At 73.1% G+C, this 18,052-nt stretch carries 5 protein-coding genes; 3 read left to right on the top strand and 2 right to left on the bottom strand.

Annotated features, from left to right (window positions below; all coding sequences use genetic code 11):
- Positions 1-69: 69 nt before the first annotated feature.
- Positions 70-1,503: an aldehyde dehydrogenase gene (locus SCATT_RS28625; RefSeq protein WP_014151928.1), complete on the bottom strand. Its 1,434-nt coding sequence runs from the start codon at positions 1,501-1,503 to the stop codon at positions 70-72.
- Positions 1,504-1,623: 120 nt separating this feature from the next.
- Positions 1,624-2,469: a daptide-type RiPP biosynthesis methyltransferase gene (mpaM, locus tag SCATT_RS28620; protein WP_014151929.1), complete on the bottom strand. Its 846-nt coding sequence runs from the start codon at positions 2,467-2,469 to the stop codon at positions 1,624-1,626.
- Between the two features lie 262 nt (positions 2,470-2,731).
- On the opposite strand from mpaM, the gene SCATT_RS28615 reads away from it, so the two are divergent.
- Genes SCATT_RS28615 through SCATT_RS28605 form a run of 3 tightly spaced genes read left to right on the top strand, consistent with a single transcriptional unit; the run spans position 2,732 to position 17,954 of the window.
- Positions 2,732-13,477, top strand: a complete 10,746-nt coding sequence (locus SCATT_RS28615; protein ID WP_407696583.1) for a type I polyketide synthase — start codon at positions 2,732-2,734, stop codon at positions 13,475-13,477.
- Positions 13,468-16,641, top strand: coding sequence for a type I polyketide synthase (locus SCATT_RS28610; protein ID WP_231904995.1), 3,174 nt, complete (start codon positions 13,468-13,470; stop codon positions 16,639-16,641). Before SCATT_RS28615 ends, SCATT_RS28610 begins: the two co-directional genes overlap by 10 nt.
- Positions 16,638-17,954 (top strand): MFS transporter, encoded by a 1,317-nt coding sequence (locus SCATT_RS28605; protein ID WP_014151932.1) that lies wholly within the window; start codon positions 16,638-16,640, stop codon positions 17,952-17,954. The genes SCATT_RS28610 and SCATT_RS28605 overlap by 4 nt, the downstream gene beginning before the upstream one ends.
- Positions 17,955-18,052 lie beyond the last annotated feature (98 nt).

Here is an 18,052-nt window from a genome sequence, read left to right as displayed (position 1 = left end):
GCACACCACGGCGCCGCCCCTCCCCGGCGACGAGGAGGGGCGGCGCCCTCGGTGGTCCGGCCGCCTGGTTCAGCCGGGCAGGACGACCGACTTCAGCCGCACGTACGCGTCCAGCCCCTCCGGCCCGTTCTCGTACCCCAGACCGCTGTCCTTGCGCCCGCCGAACGGCGCCACGGTGTCCATCGCCCAGCCGTTGACGCCGATGCTGCCGGTCTCGACGCGCCGCGCCAGCTCCAGCCCGTGCTCGGGGTCGGCGGTCCACACGCTGCCGGCGAGTCCGTAGCGGCTGTCGTTGGCCAGCGCCACCGCCTCGTCCTCCCCGTCGTACGGCACCACCGCCACCACCGGACCGAAGACCTCCTCCCGGAAGACCGCCATGTCCGGGGTGACCCCCGCCAGCACCGTGGGCTCGTAGAACCAGCCGGTCGGCTGCTCCTTCGGCGGGCGGCCACCGGTCACCAGCCGTGCCCCCTCGGCGACCGCCTCTTCCACCCGGGCCGCCACCCGCTCGCGCTGACGAGCCGTCACCAGCGGGCCCATCGTGGTCTCCGGCGCCGTCGGATCGCCCAGCCGGAACCCCTCGGCCACGCCCCGCAGCACCTCGGTGAACTCCGCGTACCGCCGACGCGGCACCAGCACCCGGGAGTTGAGGTAACACGACTGCCCGGCGTTGGCGAACCCCAGGAACCCCAGCCCCGCGGCGACCGCAGCCGGATCGGCGTCGGCCAGCACCACCGCCGCCGACTTGCCGCCCAGCTCCAGGGTGACCGGCACCAGCCGCTCCGCGCACGCCTTCGCGATCGCCCGCCCGGCCGCGGTGGAACCGGTGAAGGCGACCTTCCCGACCCCCGGATGGGCGACGAGCGCCCGCCCGGTCGCCGCGCCGCCGGTGACCACGTTGAACACCCCCGGCGGCAGCCCCGCCTCGGAAGCCAGCTCGGCCAGGAGCAGCGCGTCGAACGGCGTCTCCGGGGCCGGCTTGAGGACGACGGTGCAACCGGCCGCCAGCGCGGGACCCAGCTTCATGCCGATGAGCGCCAGCGGATAGTTCCACGGCACCACCAACCCCGCCACACCGGCCGCCTCCCGCCGCACCAGCACGGAACCGGCGTGACCGGTACGACGGCTCTCGACCGGGGTGGTACGCGCCAGGCCGGCGAAGTAGCGCAGCTGATGCGCGAGCGCCTGCGGATTGAAGCGGGCCGAGAAGGCAAGCGGCATGCCGTTCTCGGCGGTCACCAGGGCGGCGATCTCCTCCGCCCGGCCGGTGACCAGCTCGGCCAGCGCCTCCATCAGCGCCGCCCGCTCCTCACCCGGCCGGCCCGACCAGTCGGGCAACGCCGCCCGCGCAGCGGTCACCGCCCGGTCCACATCACCCGCCGTCCCCTCCGCGGCCCGCCCGAGCGGCTGCTCCGTGGCGGGGTTGACGACCGTCAGCCGGGCGGTGCCGTCCGAGGCGCACCGCCCGCCGGCCACGTAGAGGTGATCACCGAACCGGGTCATATCCGCTCTCCTCGTCGAGTTGGCGACGTCGTGTGGTGGCATCGGGAAACAGGGCGGCGCCCGCCGCGGGTGCGACGGGCGCCGAGGGGCGTGCGGCCCCGGTACCGCGGGCGGTACCGGTCAGATGCCGACCTCGAACATCCAGCGGTGCCGGTTGGTGTCGACCGCCTTGGTCACCCGGGTCTCCTGCACGTCACGACGGTCGATGACGCGCATCCCGGCCTGCGCGATCTCCTTCTCCAGCATGGTCGCCGACACCAGGTGGTTCCAGTGCGCGTACAGCACCGTCCTGGTCACCGCGCCGTTCTCGACCCGCTGGGCGAGGATGCTCATCAGCCGCAGCTTCTGCTGGGGGTCGAAGTACTCGATCAGGGAGCAGAACGCCGGGGCCGTCCCGTCGTGGGCGACATACGCGTGCCGCTGCTCCACGGCCTGGTCGCTGTCCTCCAGGTCCGGGTGCTCCGGCAGGGTCAGCAGGAACCGGCCGTCCTCGTTGAGGTGCTTGCGCACCGAGCGGAACAGCCCGGCCCGCTGCTCCTCGTCCAGCATCCAGACGGTGCCCATGCCGAGCACCACCAGGTCGAAGGTGCGTCCGAGGTCGAAGTCGCTCATGTCGCTGTGCACGGTGTCGAGTTGGCCGGCGTACTGCGACCACTGCGGCTGCTTGAGCTTGTCGGTGAGGCGCTCCAGCATGTCCGCGGAGGCGTCCAGGCCGGTGACGGTGTAACCGTCCTCCAGGAACGGCAGCGTGGTGCGGCCGTTGCCGGCGGCCAGCTCCAGCACCGTGCCGCGGTGCCGGCCGGCGATCTCCAGGAAGTCGGCGATCTCGGCCCGGTCGTTGCTCATCATTTTGTCGTAGAGCCGGGAGCCGTCCGGCCCGTAGAGGTCGAGGATGGGCAGGTCGGGCCCGAAGGTCTCAGCGATCTTCGCTGCCAGTCCGAGCAGGGGACGCGCGCTCTCCGTCATGCGGTGGCCTTTCACTGATGCAAGAGGAATGTGGGCCGATGGCTGCCAAGCGCTGTCAGGCTCGGGGAGCGGGCTTAAGCCCGGCTAACGACGCGCTAAGCGGCCCGCACCGCCCGGCGCCCCCACCGGACCGCTGACCAGCCAGGGGGGAGCGGCCCGGCGGGGTATTAAGCGGACGCCAAGTGGTGCCTAAGCGGCAGGGGTCACCCTCGACCCTCCGGCACGACCGTCATCCGCCCGGCAGAGCGTTTCTATGGAGCCTTTGATGGACAACGAGCAGAAGCTTCGCGACTACCTCAAGCGCGCCACCGGCGAGCTGCAGCGGACCCGCCGCCAGCTGGCCGACGTCCGGGCCCGTGCCGTGGAGCCGATTGCGGTGGTGGGGATGGCGTGTCGTTTTCCGGGTGGGGTGTCGTCGCCGGAGGGGTTGTGGGGGTTGTTGGAGGGTGGGGGTGATGTGGTTTCGGGTTTTCCGGTGAATCGGGGTTGGGATCTGGGGTCGTTGTTCGATGATGATCCGGATTGTGTGGGGACGTCGTATGTGCGGCGTGGTGGGTTTTTGCATGATGCGGATTTGTTTGATGCGGAGTTTTTCGGGGTGTCGCCGCGTGAGGCGGTGGCGATTGATCCGCAGCAGCGGTTGTTGTTGGAGGCGTCGTGGGAGTTGTTCGAGCGGGCGGGGTTTGATGTTGCGGGGTTGCGGGGTGTGGATGCGGGTGTGTTCGTGGGGGTGATGTACAACGATTATGCGTCGCGTCTGCGTCCGTTGCCTGCGGTGGTTGAGGGGTATGTGGGGACGGGGAGTGCGGGGAGTGTGGCGTCGGGTCGGGTGGCGTACACGTTTGGTTTGGAGGGGCCTGCGGTCACGGTGGATACGGCGTGTTCTTCGTCGTTGGTGTCGATGCATCTGGCGGTGGGTGCGTTGCGGGCGGGGGAGTGTTCGTTGGCGGTTGCGGGTGGGGTGACGGTGATGTCGACGCCGTCGACGTTTGTGGAGTTCAGTCGGCAGCGGGGTTTGTCGGTGGATGGGCGGTGCAAGGCGTTTTCGGATGCTGCGGATGGGACGGGCTGGTCCGAGGGTGTGGGGCTGGTGTTGTTGGAGCGGTTGTCGGATGCGCGGCGTCATGGTCGTCGGGTGTTGGCGGTGGTGCGGGGTTCGGCGGTGAATCAGGATGGTGCGTCGAATGGTTTGACGGCGCCGAATGGTCCGTCGCAGGAGCGGGTGGTGCGTTCTGCGTTGGCGGTGTCGGGGGTGGGTGCGGGTGAGGTTGATGTGGTGGAGGCGCATGGGACGGGTACGGCGTTGGGGGATCCGGTCGAGGCGCAGGCGTTGTTGGCGACGTATGGGGGTGTGGAGCGGGTCCGGCCGTTGTTGTTGGGTTCGGTGAAGTCGAATCTGGGGCATACGCAGGCGGCTGCGGGTGTGGCTGGTGTGTTGAAGATGGTGTTGGCCATGGGGCATGGGAGGGTGCCGGCGTCGTTGCATGTGGGTGAGGTGTCGCGGCATGTGGACTGGTCCTCCGGTGCGGTGGAGGTGGTGCGGGAGTCGGTGGAGTGGCCGCGGACCGAGGGGCGTCCGCGGCGGGCGGGGGTCTCGGCGTTCGGGATCAGCGGCACCAACGCCCACCTCATCCTCGAAGAAGCACCCGAGTTCGACGACGAACCCGAAGAGGTCACCACCGACCTGACCGCACCCCTGCTGCTGTCCGCGCCCTCCGAGGACGGCCTGCGCGCCACCGCCGCCGTCCTGGCCGACTGGATCGCCGCCCACCCGGACACCCGCCCCCGCGACCTCGCCTTCTCCCTCGCCACCACCCGCACCGCACTGGACCGCCGCGCGGCCGTCGTCGGCCAGGACCCGGAACACCTCCAGCGCGCGCTGCGCTCCCTCGCCGAGGAGGGCACCGTCGGCAACGCCGTCACCGGCGCCCGAGGCCACCTCGGCAAGCTGGCGTTCCTCTTCAGTGGTCAGGGCAGTCAGCGGGTGGGGATGGGCCGGGGGTTGTATACGGCGTCGCCGGTGTTCGCGGCGGCGTTCGACGAGGTGTGCGCCAGGCTGGACGGGCTGCTGGAACGGCCTCTTCGGGACGTGGTGTTCGCGCCTGCGGGCAGCGCGGATGCGGGTTTGCTGGACCGGACGCAGTTCACGCAGGCGGCGTTGTTCGCGGTCGAGGTGGCGTTGTTCCGGCTGCTGGAGCATTGCGGGGTGCGTCCGGATTTCCTGATCGGTCATTCGGTCGGTGAGGTGGCGGCGGCGCATGCGGCGGGTGTGCTGTCGCTGGAGGATGCCTGCGTGCTGGTGGCGCACCGGGGCCGGCTGATGGGCTCGGTGGCGTTGGACGGTGCGATGGTGGCGGTGGAGGCGTCCGAGGAGGAGGTGCTGGCCGCCCTCGTCCAGGGGATGGGGATCGCGGCGGTCAACGGGCCGCGTTCCGTGGTGATTTCCGGCGATGCCCAAGCCGTGGAGGCTGTGGCGCAGCGGTTCGCCGGGTTGGGGCGGCGTACGCGCCGGCTGGCGGTGAGCCACGCGTTCCACTCGTTCCACATGGACGGTGTGCTGGCGGAGTTCGAGGCGCTGGTGGCGGGGCTTTCCTTTGGTGCGCCGTCGATCCCGTTGGTCTCCAACGTCACCGGCGCCCTGGCAACGGCGGAGGAGTTGGCGTCCGCCGGGTACTGGTCGCGTCATATCCGGCAGGCGGTACGGTTCGCCGACGGCATCGCCACCCTGCACCAGCAGGGTGTCCGCACCTACCTCGAACTCGGCCCCGACGGCGTACTCACCGCCATGACCCGCCTGTGCCTGCCGGAAGCCGACACCGACACCGACGGCGAACCCCACATCCACCTCGCCCCCGTCCTGCGCGCCAAGGAGGACGACCGCACCGCCCTCGCCCGCGCGCTCGGCGCCGTCCACGTGCGCGGCGGAGCGGTGGACTGGCACGCCTTCCACTCCGGCACCGGCGCCCGCCGCGTCGACCTGCCCACCTACCCCTTCCAGCGCCGCCGCTACTGGCTGGAGGCCGTCACCCCCGGCCCGTCCGGCGCCACCGCCCCGGGCCTGCGTACCGTCGACCACCCGGTGCTCGCCGCCGCCGTGCGCATCGCCAACGACGACGGCCTGCTGCTCACCGGCCGGCTCTCCCCGGCCACCCACCCCTGGCTGGTCGACCACACCATCGACGGCACCCCCCTCCTCCCCGGCACCGCCTTCGTCGAACTCGCCTGCTCCGCTGGGGAACAACTCGGCCACGGCACCGTCGCCGAACTCACCATCGAGGCCCCGCTGCCGATCCCCGACGGAGCCGGCACCGACCTCCAGATCGCCGTCGGCCGCGCGGACGACGACGGACACCTCCCCGTCTCCATCCACTCCCGGCCCTCCGGCACCGAGGACGACGAGGCGTGGACCCGCCACGCCACCGGCCGCCTCGCCCCCACCCCCGACGCCGCACCCGCCACGGACGACCCCGGCACCCGGCCCCCGCACGGCGCCCAACAGCTCGACACCGGCGCCCTCTACGAACACCTCGCCGAACTCGGCTACCACTACGGCCCGGCGTTCCGTGCCGTACGCGCCGCATGGCTGAAGGGCGACGAACTGTACGTCGACCTCGGCCCCGAACCGGCACACCACGCGGACACCGAACCTGAGCCCCGCCCCGGCTTCGCCGTCCACCCCGCGCTCCTCGACGCCGCGCTGCACGCCGTCGCCCTCCGGGACGGCGGACCGGTCGCGGACCGGATCAGCGTCCCCTTCCACTGGTCCGGCGTCCGCCTCTTCTCGCAGGCAGGTGACCCCGCCCACGCGCGGCTGACGTTCGCCGCCGACGGCACGCTCGCCCTCCACCTCACCGACGCCGACGGCGCCACCGTCGCCACCGTCGACTCCCTGACGCTGCGCGCCCTGACCCCCTCCGCCGTGCCCGCGCCCCCGCTCCACCACCTGGAGTGGACCCGGCTGCCCGCCCCGGCCGCCACCGGCGAACCGCTCGCCGTCCTCGGCACCCTCGACCTCGACGCTCCGGCCTTCGCCAACCTGGGAGCCCTCTCCGAGGCGATCGCCACCGGACGCCACCCCGTCCCGCGCTGGGTCCTCGCCCCCTGCGCCGAGCACCCCGCCGAACGCGCCGCCGAAGACGCCGACGCGAACACCGCGGAACACGCCGGCGACACCGCCGAACACACCCTCACCCTGCTGCGGGCCTGGCTGTCCGACGACACGTTCGCCGCGTCCCGCCTCGTCCTGGTCACCCGCGACGCCCTCGCCGTCCGGACCGGCGACCAGGTGGACGGGCTCGCCCACGCGCCGGTGTGGGGGCTGGTGCGCAGCGCCCAGACGGAGAACCCGGACCGCCTCGTCCTCCTCGACACCGACGGCTCCGCACGCGCCACCTCGGCCGTCCCCGCCGCCCTGGCGACCGGTGAGGCACAACTGGCCCTGCGCGCCGACGAGGTGTACACCCCCCGGCTCGTCCGCACCCGGCCGACGGGAGAACCCCACGCTCCCGCCGTCGACCCCGCCGGGACGGTCCTGATCACCGGTGGCACCGGTGCCCTCGGCGGTCTGGTCGCCCGTCACCTGGCCGAACGGCACGGCGCCCGCCACCTGCTGCTGATCAGCAGGCAGGGCGAGCAGGCCCCCGGCGCCGACCGGCTCACCGAGGAACTGACCGCACTGGGCGCCACCGTCCGCGTCGCCGCCTGCGACGCCGCCGACCACGACGCCCTCGCCGCACTGCTGGCCACCATCCCCGCCGACCACCCCCTCACCGCCGTCGTCCACACCGCCGGAGTCGTGGACGACGCCGTCGTCACCGCCCTCGACACCCCGCGACTGCGCCGGGTCCTGCGCCCCAAGACCGACGCCGCCTGGAACCTCCACCGGCTCACCGCCGGCCTGGACATCAAGGAGTTCGTGCTCTTCTCCTCCCTGGCCGGCGTCGTCGGCAACCCGGGACAGGCCAACTACGCCTCCGCCAACACCTTCCTCGACGCACTCGCACAACACCGCCGCGCCAGGGGACTGCCGGCCGTGTCACCGGCCTGGGGGTTGTGGAGCAGGTCGAGCGCGCTCACCGGCCACCTCGGCGCCACCGAACTGGCCCGGCTGGAACGCGGCGGCATCCTCGCCCTCTCCGACGACCAGGGCACCGCACTCCTCGACGCCGCCCGCGCCACCACGGAACCGGTGCCGGTCGCGGCCCGGTTCGACCTCGCACGCATCCGCGCCGAAGGCGACGCGGCGCTGCCCCTGCTGCGCGGCCTCGCCGGCCGGACGGCGCGCCGGGAGAAGACCCGGCCCGGACGCGGCGACACCCTCGCCGAGCGGCTGCGCGAGCGCACCCCCGAGGAACGCGGACGCGAACTGCTCGCCCTGGTACGGAGCCAGGTCGCCGACGTGCTGGGTCACGAGGGTCCCGGCGCCGTCGCCGTCGACCGCAACTTCAGCGACGCGGGCTTCGACTCGCTCACCGCCGTCGAACTGCGCAACCGGCTGGCCGCCAGGACCGGCCTGCGGCTCACCGCGACGCTCGTTTTCGACCACCCGACGCCCCTGGCGCTCGCCGAGCACCTGCACGCCGCGCTCTTCCCGGAAGGCAGCGGTGCGCCGGCCCGCGCCGAGGTCACCGTCGCCGACCCGGCGGAGCCGATTGCGGTGGTGGGGATGGCGTGTCGTTTTCCGGGTGGGGTGTCGTCTCCGGAGGGGTTGTGGGGGTTGTTGGAGGGTGGGGGTGATGTGGTTTCGGGTTTTCCGGTGAATCGGGGTTGGGATCTGGGGTCGTTGTTCGATGATGATCCGGATTGTGTGGGGACGTCGTATGTGCGGCGTGGTGGGTTTTTGCATGATGCGGATTTGTTTGATGCGGAGTTTTTCGGGGTGTCGCCGCGTGAGGCGGTGGCGATTGATCCGCAGCAGCGGTTGTTGTTGGAGGCGTCGTGGGAGTTGTTCGAGCGGGCGGGGTTTGATGTTGCGGGGTTGCGGGGTGTGGATGCGGGTGTGTTCGTGGGGGTGATGTACAACGATTATGCGTCGCGTCTGCGTCCGTTGCCTGCGGTGGTTGAGGGGTATGTGGGGACGGGGAGTGCGGGGAGTGTGGCGTCGGGTCGGGTGGCGTACACGTTTGGTTTGGAGGGGCCTGCGGTCACGGTGGATACGGCGTGTTCTTCGTCGTTGGTGTCGATGCATCTGGCGGTGGGTGCGTTGCGGGCGGGGGAGTGTTCGTTGGCGGTTGCGGGTGGGGTGACGGTGATGTCGACGCCGTCGACGTTTGTGGAGTTCAGTCGGCAGCGGGGTTTGTCGGTGGATGGGCGGTGCAAGGCGTTTTCGGATGCTGCGGATGGGACGGGCTGGTCCGAGGGTGTGGGGCTGGTGTTGTTGGAGCGGTTGTCGGATGCGCGGCGTCATGGTCGTCGGGTGTTGGCGGTGGTGCGGGGTTCGGCGGTGAATCAGGATGGTGCGTCGAATGGTTTGACGGCGCCGAATGGTCCGTCGCAGGAGCGGGTGGTGCGTTCTGCGTTGGCGGTGTCGGGGGTGGGTGCGGGTGAGGTTGATGTGGTGGAGGCGCATGGGACGGGTACGGCGTTGGGGGATCCGGTCGAGGCGCAGGCGTTGTTGGCGACGTATGGGGGTGTGGAGCGGGTCCGGCCGTTGTTGTTGGGTTCGGTGAAGTCGAATCTGGGGCATACGCAGGCGGCTGCGGGTGTGGCTGGTGTGTTGAAGATGGTGTTGGCCATGGGGCATGGGAGGGTGCCGGCGTCGTTGCATGTGGGTGAGGTGTCGCGGCATGTGGACTGGTCCTCCGGTGCGGTGGAGGTGGTGCGGGAGTCGGTGGAGTGGCCGCGGACCGAGGGGCGTCCGCGGCGGGCGGGGGTCTCGGCGTTCGGGATCAGCGGCACCAACGCCCACCTCATCCTCGAAGAAGCACCCGAGGAAGAACCCGTCCACGAGCCGGTGACCCCTGCGCTCGACACCGTGCCGTGGATGCTCTCCGCCCGCACCGGCACCGCCCTGGCCGCCCGCGCCGCCGGGCTCCTCGCCTTCCTCGACGCACACCCCGACGCCGACCCGGCCGACATCGGCCACGTCCTCGCCGCCCGGCGCACCACCCTCGACGTCCGCGGCTTCGTCGTCGGCCGCCGACTCGCCGACTTCCGCGCCGGCCTGGCAGCCCTCGCCCAGGGCGACACCACACCCCTCACCGCCTCCGACGCCCCGGACGCCAAGCTGGCGTTCCTCTTCAGTGGTCAGGGCAGTCAGCGGGTGGGGATGGGCCGGGGGTTGTATACGGCGTCGCCGGTGTTCGCGGCGGCGTTCGACGAGGTGTGCGCCAGGCTGGACGGGCTGCTGGAACGGCCTCTTCGGGACGTGGTGTTCGCGCCTGCGGGCAGCGCGGATGCGGGTTTGCTGGACCGGACGCAGTTCACGCAGGCGGCGTTGTTCGCGGTCGAGGTGGCGTTGTTCCGGCTGCTGGAGCATTGCGGGGTGCGTCCGGATTTCCTGATCGGTCATTCGGTCGGTGAGGTGGCGGCGGCGCATGCGGCGGGTGTGCTGTCGCTGGAGGATGCCTGCGTGCTGGTGGCGCACCGGGGCCGGCTGATGGGCTCGGTGGCGTTGGACGGTGCGATGGTGGCGGTGGAGGCGTCCGAGGAGGAGGTGCTGGCCGCCCTCGTCCAGGGGATGGGGATCGCGGCGGTCAACGGGCCGCGTTCCGTGGTGATTTCCGGCGATGCCCAAGCCGTGGAGGCTGTGGCGCAGCGGTTCGCCGGGTTGGGGCGGCGTACGCGCCGGCTGGCGGTGAGCCACGCGTTCCACTCGTTCCACATGGACGGTGTGCTGGCGGAGTTCGAGGCGCTGGTGGCGGGGCTCTCCTTCGGTGCGCCGTCGATCCCGCTGGTCTCCAACGTCACCGGCGCCCTGGCAACCGCCGAGGAGCTGGGGTCCGCCGGGTACTGGTCACGGCATATCCGGCAGGCGGTACGGTTCGCCGACGGCATCGCCACCCTGCACCAACAGGGCGTCCGCACCTACCTCGAACTCGGCCCCGACGGCGTACTCACCGCCATGACCCAGGACTGCCTGGACGCACCCGTCGCCTTCCCCGTGCTGCGGCGCGACACCGAGGAGAGCCACACCGTCGCCACCGCACTCGCCCAGGTGGCCGTGCACGGCCACCGCCCCGACTGGGACGCGGTCTTCCCCGGCGCCCGCCACATCGACCTGCCCACCTACCCCTTCCAGCGCACCCGCCACTGGCTGGACGCCCCCGCCCCGGCCCCCGCCGGTGCCGACGCGCTCGGCCTGGACCGGGTCGACCACCCGCTGCTGACCGCCGCGATCGACCTGACCGATCCGGCCGGCCCGCCCGACCGGGAACGCACGGTGCTCACCGGCCAGATATCCCTGGCCACCCACCCCTGGCTCGCCGACCACGCCATCCTCGGCACCGCCCTGCTCCCCGCCACCGCGTTGCTCGACCTCGCGCTGACGGCCGGGGAACGAACCGGCAGCCCCGCCGTGCAGTCACTGCGTCTGGAGAGCCCCGTCCCCATCCCCGAAGGCACCGCGGTCCGGCTGCGCATCACCGTCGAACCGCCCGACGACTCCGGGCGGCGCGCGGTCGCCGTGCACTCCGCCGGAGCCTCCGGCACCTGGACCCGGCACGCGACCGGCCTGCTCACCCCCGCCCCCCGTCCCGCCGCCCCCGACACCACACCCCCGGCGGCCTGGCCCCCGGCGGCCACACCCGTCGACCTCACCGGCCTGTACGACCGGCTCGCCGAGCACGGATACGCGTACGGACCCGCGTTCCGCCGCCTGCGCGCGGCCTGGCGGGGCGACGACGGCACGCTGTACGCCGAGGTGTCCGCCGAACCGCACCCCGGCGACGGGGCGTCCGGCTTCGCCCTCGACCCCGCGGCGCTCGACGCGGCACTCCACGTGCCGGCCGCCGCCGCGGTGTCCGAGGCCGGCCCCCGCGGCATCCGTCTGCCGGTCTCCTGGGCCGGCGCCCGCCTGCACGCCACCGGCGCCACCGTCCTGCGGATCCGCATCACCCCCGCCGGCGACGACGACCTCGCCCTCGACGTCACCGACGAGCAGGGCCGTCCGGTGGCCGCCATCGGCGCGCTGACCACCGGCCGGGTGCCGGCGTCCGCGCTTTCGGCGCTCGCCAACCCCGACGGGCTCGTCCTCGACTGGCCCGCCGCCGAAACCCCCACGCCCCCCACCACGACGTCCGGCTGGACCCTCCTCGGTGCGGACCCGCTCGGCCTCGCCGACCTCACCCCCACCCCGCTCGCCCGCGCCGCCGTCCTCGACGACGCCCCGCCGTCCCGGCTGCTCATCACCACCTGCACCGGATCCGGCGACCCCGACCCCGTCCCCGCCGCCCAGACCGTCCTGCACGACACCGTCGAGCTGATCACCCGATGGCTGGCCGACGAACGGTGGGCCGACACCCGGCTCGCTTTCGTCACCCGCCGCGCCGTCGCCGCAGCCACCGAGGAGGACGTCACCGACCTGGCCGCCGCTCCCCTGTGGGGACTGCTGCGTTCCGCGCAGAACGAACACCCCGGCCGGATCCTGCTGCTCGACACCGACGACGACTCGGTACGCGCCCTCCCCACCGCCCTCGCCGCCGGACACCCCCAGGCCGCACTCCGCGCCGGGCTGCTGCGCGTACCCCGACTCGTCCCCGCGCCCCCCGCCGGACGCCCCGCCGGCCACCTCGACCCCGCCGGGACGGTCCTGATCACCGGTGGTACCGGTGCCCTCGGCGGTCTGGTCGCCCGTCACCTGGCCGAACGGCACGGCGCCCGCCACCTGCTGCTGATCAGCAGGCAGGGCGAGCAGGCCCCCGGCGCCGACCGGCTCACCGAGGAACTGACCGCACTGGGCGCCACCGTCCGCGTCGCCGCCTGCGACGCCGCCGACCACGACGCCCTCGCCGCACTGCTGGCCACCATCCCCGCCGACCACCCCCTCACCGCCGTCGTCCACACCGCCGGAGTCGTCGAGGACGCCACGATCGCCACCCTCCGGCCCGGCCAACTCGACCGCGTCCTGCGGGCGAAGACACACGCCGCCTGGAACCTCCACCGGCTCACCGCCGACGCGGACCTGACGGCGTTCGTGCTCTTCTCCTCCTTCGCCGCCCTCGCCGGAAACCCCGGGCAGAGCGCCTACGCCGCGGGCAACGCCTTCCTCGACGCGCTCAGCCAGCACCGGCACGCCACCGGCCTGCCGTCCGCCTCGCTCGCCTGGGGCGTGTGGTCCGGCGCGGGCATGGCCGGACGGCTGGACGAGGACGACCTCGCCCGGCTGGCCCGCGGCGGGGTACGGCCCACCGAAGCCGGCGACGCCCTGGTCCGCCTCGACGCCGCCCTCGCCACGCCCCGCCCGCACCTCGCGCCCGTCGACACCGACCCCGCGGCGCTGCGGAGCCTCGCCGAGGAAGACCGGCTGCCCGACATCCTGCTGCGGATGGCCCCGACCGTGCGGCGCCGCGTCACCACCGGCGGAACGGCCGACCTGCCACGCCGGCTCGCCGCGCTGGAGACCACCGCCGAACGCGAGGCGCTGCTGCTCGACCACGTCCGGGCCACCGTCGCGGCCGTCCTGCGCTACGGCACCGGCGACCTGCCCGACCCCGACCGGGCCTTCACCGACCTGGGCTTCGACTCGCTGACCTCCGTCGAACTGCGCAACCGCCTCGGCGAGTCCACCGGCCTGCGACTGCCCGCCACCCTCGTCTACGACGCCGCGACCCCGGCCGCCGTCGCCGCCGAACTCAACAGCCGGCTGGAACCGCCGACACTACCCGCACCGGCCGAACCGGCACACCACACACCGAGGACACCCGGTCACACCACCGACCACGCCGCCGTCGCCGACTTCATCCGGCGGTCCGGCGTCGACGACGTCATGCGGTTCATCGACCGCGAACTGGGACGCGCGGACGACACCAACCCGCCGTCCACCACGCCCGAAGGGAGCCGATCCGCATGACCGCCGAGACCGCCCCGAACCCCACCCCCGACCCGGAACAGCTCGTCGAATACCTCAAGTGGGTCACCACCCGCCTCCACGACACCCAGCAGCGACTCGCCGCCGTCGAGGCCGCACGCCACGAACCCATCGCCATCGTCGGCATGAGCTGCCGCCTCCCCGGCGGCGTCGACGGCCCGGAAGGCCTGTGGCGGTTGCTCGCCGACCGGGGCGACGCCATCACCGGGTTCCCCGCCGACCGGGGATGGGACCTGGACGCCCTCCACCACCCCGACCCCGCGCACCCCGGCACCTCCTACGTCCGCGACGGCGGCTTCCTGCACGACGCGGCCGACTTCGACGCCGCGTTCTTCGGGATGAGCCCCCGCGAGGCGCTCGCCACCGATCCCCAGCAACGCCTCCTGCTGGAAGCCGCCTGGGACGTCCTGGAGCGCTCCGGCCTCGACCCCGAGGCCCTGCGCGGCAGCCGCACCGGCGTCTACGTCGGGTTGATGTACAGCGACTACGGCACCCGGCTGCGGCAGGTGCCCGAGGAGTGCGAGGGCTTCATCGGCAACGGGACGACCGCCAGCGTCGCCTCCGGCCGCATCGCCTACACCTTCGGACTCCACGGCCCCGCCGTCACCGTGGACACCGCCTGCTCCTCCTCGCTCGTCGCCCTCCACCTGGCCTGTGCCGCGCTGCGCCGCGACGAGTGCTCGCTGGCGCTGGCGGGCGGCGCCACGGTGCTCTCCACCCCGCAGCTGTTCACCGAGTTCAGCCGCCAGCGAGGGCTGTCACCGGACGGGCGCTGCAAGTCCTTCTCCGCCGACGCGGACGGTGTCGGATTCGCCGAGGGCGTCGGTCTGCTGGCCCTGGAGCGGCTCTCCGACGCCCGCCGCAACGGCCACCGGGTCCTCGCCCTGGTCCGTGGCACCGCCGTCAACCAGGACGGCGCCACCAACGGGCTCACCGCACCCAACGGCGCCTCCCAGCAATGCGTCATCCGCGCCGCGCTCGCCGACGCCGGGCTGCGCCCGCAGGACATCGACGCGATCGAAGCACACGGCACCGGCACCCCGCTGGGCGATCCGGTGGAGGCCCAGGCGCTGCAACAGGTCTTCGGCGAGGGCCGCGACCGGCCGCTGTGGCTGGGATCGGTGAAGTCCAACATCGGGCACACCCAGGCCGCCGCCGGGGTCGCCGGGGTCGTCAAGACCGTACTCGCCATGGGCCACGGAACCCTCCCGGCCACCCGGCACGCCGAGCGCCCCTCGCCCCATCTGGACTGGTCAGCGGGGCCCCTCGCCCTGCTGACCGAGGCCGTCCCGTGGACCGCCGGCCCCGGTCCGCGCCGCGCCGGGGTCTCCTCCTTCGGCATCAGCGGCACCAACGCCCACGTCGTCCTGGAAGAGGCCCCCGCCGAGACACCACTGGACCCCGAGGCCGACAAGGGCGCCCGCGCCTGGGTGCTCTCCGCGCGCGGCCAGGACGCGCTGCGGGCCGCCGCCGACCGGCTCGGCCACGCGCTGGACACCCGGCCCGAACTGCGCGCCGGAGACGTCGCGTTCACCCTCGCCGGCCGCCAGGCGCTGCCGTCACGCGCGGTGGTCGTCGGCGAGGACCGCGCGGCGCTCCGTTCCGGGCTGCGGGCCGTCGCCGAGGGGCGCACCGGACCCGGCGTCGTCCTCGGCCGGGCCCGTCCCGGCGGGCGCACCGCGTTCCTCTTCTCCGGCCAGGGCAGCCAACGGCTCGGCATGGGACGGGAGTTGTACGCCGAGGTCCCCGCCTACGCCGAGGCGTTCGACGCGGTCTGCGCGCACCTGGACCCGCATCTCGACACCCCCCTGCGGGACGTGCTCTTCGCCGGACCCGGCACCGCGGAGGCGGCCCGGCTCGACACCACCCGCTACACCCAGGCGGGCCTGTTCGCCGTCGAGGTGGCACTGTTCCGGCTGCTGGAACGGTGGGGCGTGGTCCCCGACTACCTGCTGGGACACTCCATCGGCGAGGTGACGGCGGCGCACGCGGCCGGGGTGCTCGACCTGGCCGACGCGTGCCGACTGGTGGCCGCCCGGGGACGGCTGATGGGTCAGGCCCCGTCCGGCGGCGCGATGGTCTCCATCCGCGCCGGGGAGAACGAGGTACGCGCCTCGCTGGCCGACCTCCGCGACGACGAGCGGGCGCGGATCGCCGTCGCCGCCGTCAACGGGCCCGTCTCCACCGTGATCTCCGGGGACGCCGGGGTGGTCATGGAGGTGGCCGCGCGCTGGCGCTCCCGAGGACGGCAGGCCAAGCGGCTGAAGGTGAGCCACGCCTTCCACTCCCCGCACATGGACGCGGCGCTGCCACCGTTCCGCGAAGCACTCGCCGGGCTGGCCTTCCACCCGCCCACGATCCCGATCGTCTCCAACGAGACCGGCGACCTGGCCCGCGCCGACGAACTGCGGTCCCCCGACTACTGGGTGCGCCACATCCGGGGCACCGTACGCTTCGGGGACGGGGTGGGCCGGCTCGCCGGGCTCGGCGTCACCACCTTCTTCGAACTGGGCCCGGACGCGGTGCTCACCCCGCTGGCCCAGGAGTGCCTGGACGGCGTCACCGGAGATCACCGCACGGCGGCCGGCCTGCGCCGCAACCAGCCGGAGACACGTTCCCTGCTGCTCGGGGCGGCCGAACTGTTCGCCGCGGGAACGCCGGTGCGGTGGGCCGAGGCGGTCACCGAGGGACGGCGGGTGGACCTGCCCGGCTACCCCTTCCAGCGCCGCCGCTACTGGCTGGACGCCAACGGCACGGTGGAGGTGGTGGCGCAGGCGATCGCGGAAGAGGCCGAGGAGACCGTCGCCGACGCCGAGTCGGCCGTACTGCGCGGCCGACTGGCCGAGGCCGACCCCGCGGAGCGTCCGGCGATCCTCCTCGACGTGGTGCTCGACCACGCCTGCCGGGTCCTCGGCCTGGAGGGCTTCGACCGGAGCGAGTCGGAGGCCGAGTTCCTCGCCCTGGGCTTCACCTCCCTGACCACCCTCGAACTGCGCAACGCGCTGTGCGGGGCGCTCGGCCTGGAGATCCCGCTGACCGCCCTGCTCGAACACGCCACCCCCGGCGCCCTCGTCACCCACCTCGTCGAACGGCTGGCCGAGGACGAGACCCCGGCCCCGCGACCCACCGAGAGAGCCCACTCATGACCGCGTCCCCCACCTTGCGAGGCGGGCCGGAGTCCCGCACCGAGGGGTCCACCGCCATCAGGACCGAGCCCCGGCTGCGGCGGGTGATGGCAGGGCTGCTGTTCTGCTTCACGCTCGTCGCCTACCTGGACAAGGTGATCCTGGGACTGGTGGCCCAGCCCGTCATCCACCAACTGCACCTGTCGGCGGCCCAGTTCGGCTTCGTCGGCACCGCGGCCGGCCTGCTGGGTCCGCCGGCCGCCCTGCTGTACAGCTTCGTCGCCGACCGCATGCCGGCCAGGGCGGCGCTGTGCGTGCTGGCGGTGCTGTGGTCGCTCAGCCAACTCCCGCTGTTCTTCGCCGCGTCCGCCTCCGTCCTGCTGGCCACCCGCTTCGCGCTCGGGGCCACCGAGGGGCCGGGTTTCCCCGCCGCGCACGCCACCGTCTACACCTGGTTCCCCAACGACCGGCGCGGGGTGCCGGCGGCGCTGCTGACCTCCGGCGCCTCCCTGGCCAAGCTCGCCCTCGCCCCCGCGCTGACGGCGGTCGTCATCGCCTTCGGCTGGCAGACCGGGTTCCTCGTGGTGGGTCTGATCGGCCTGGTGTGGGCGGCGGTGTGGGGGCTGGTGGGTAGGGCCGGCCCCTACCGGAGCGCTCGTGGCCGCGACCAGGCGCCGCAGGGCCCGCGCGCCCCACTGCGCACCATCCTCCTCACCCGTACCTTCATCGGCTCGGTCATCGGGCTCTTCGTCTCCAACATGCTCATCGCCGTCGTCCTCACCTGGCTGCCCTCCTACTTCCAGACCGGGCTCGGCTTCTCCCAGGCCGCCGCCGGATCGCTCTTCGGGCTCCCCAACGTCGCCGGGCTGGTCTTCCTGTTCACGCTGGGCTGGTGGAGCGACTGGCGGCTGCGGCGCGGCGGCTCGTCGCGGATCGGACGCGGTGTGGCCGGCGGCGCGGTGCTGACCGCGGGCGGGGTGCTGCTCGCCCTCATCCCGCTGACCACGACGGTGCCCGCCGCGCTGCTGCTCGTCGTCCTCGGCTACGGGCTGACGCTGGCCGTCCAGTCGGTGTCCAACCCGGCCGTCGCGGAGACCGCCCCGCCCGCCCAGCGGGCCCGGGTGCTGGCGGTGGCGCTCGCGTTCGGCGCGCTCGGCGGTGTGATCAGCCCCTGGCTCGGCGGCGTCGTCCTGGACGCGGCGAAGACCCCGGCGCAGGGCTACTCCCACGCCTTCCTGCTGCTCGGTGTCGCCATCGCCGTCGGCGGTGTCTGCTACGGGCTGCTGGTGAACCCCGGTCGCGATCTGGAACACGTGCTGCGGCACGCGAAATGAACCCCCCGTTTCCCCCGCGGAACCACCGGCGCGCTAGGTAATTTCCGCCGCCGGTAAGGGAATTCACGCAGGCTCGTTAAGCATGGCGTGAGTCCCGG

Source organism: Streptantibioticus cattleyicolor NRRL 8057 = DSM 46488 (assembly GCF_000240165.1).
Taxonomy (GTDB): domain Bacteria; phylum Actinomycetota; class Actinomycetes; order Streptomycetales; family Streptomycetaceae; genus Streptantibioticus; species Streptantibioticus cattleyicolor.
This window is presented reverse-complemented; position numbering and strand designations above follow the sequence as displayed.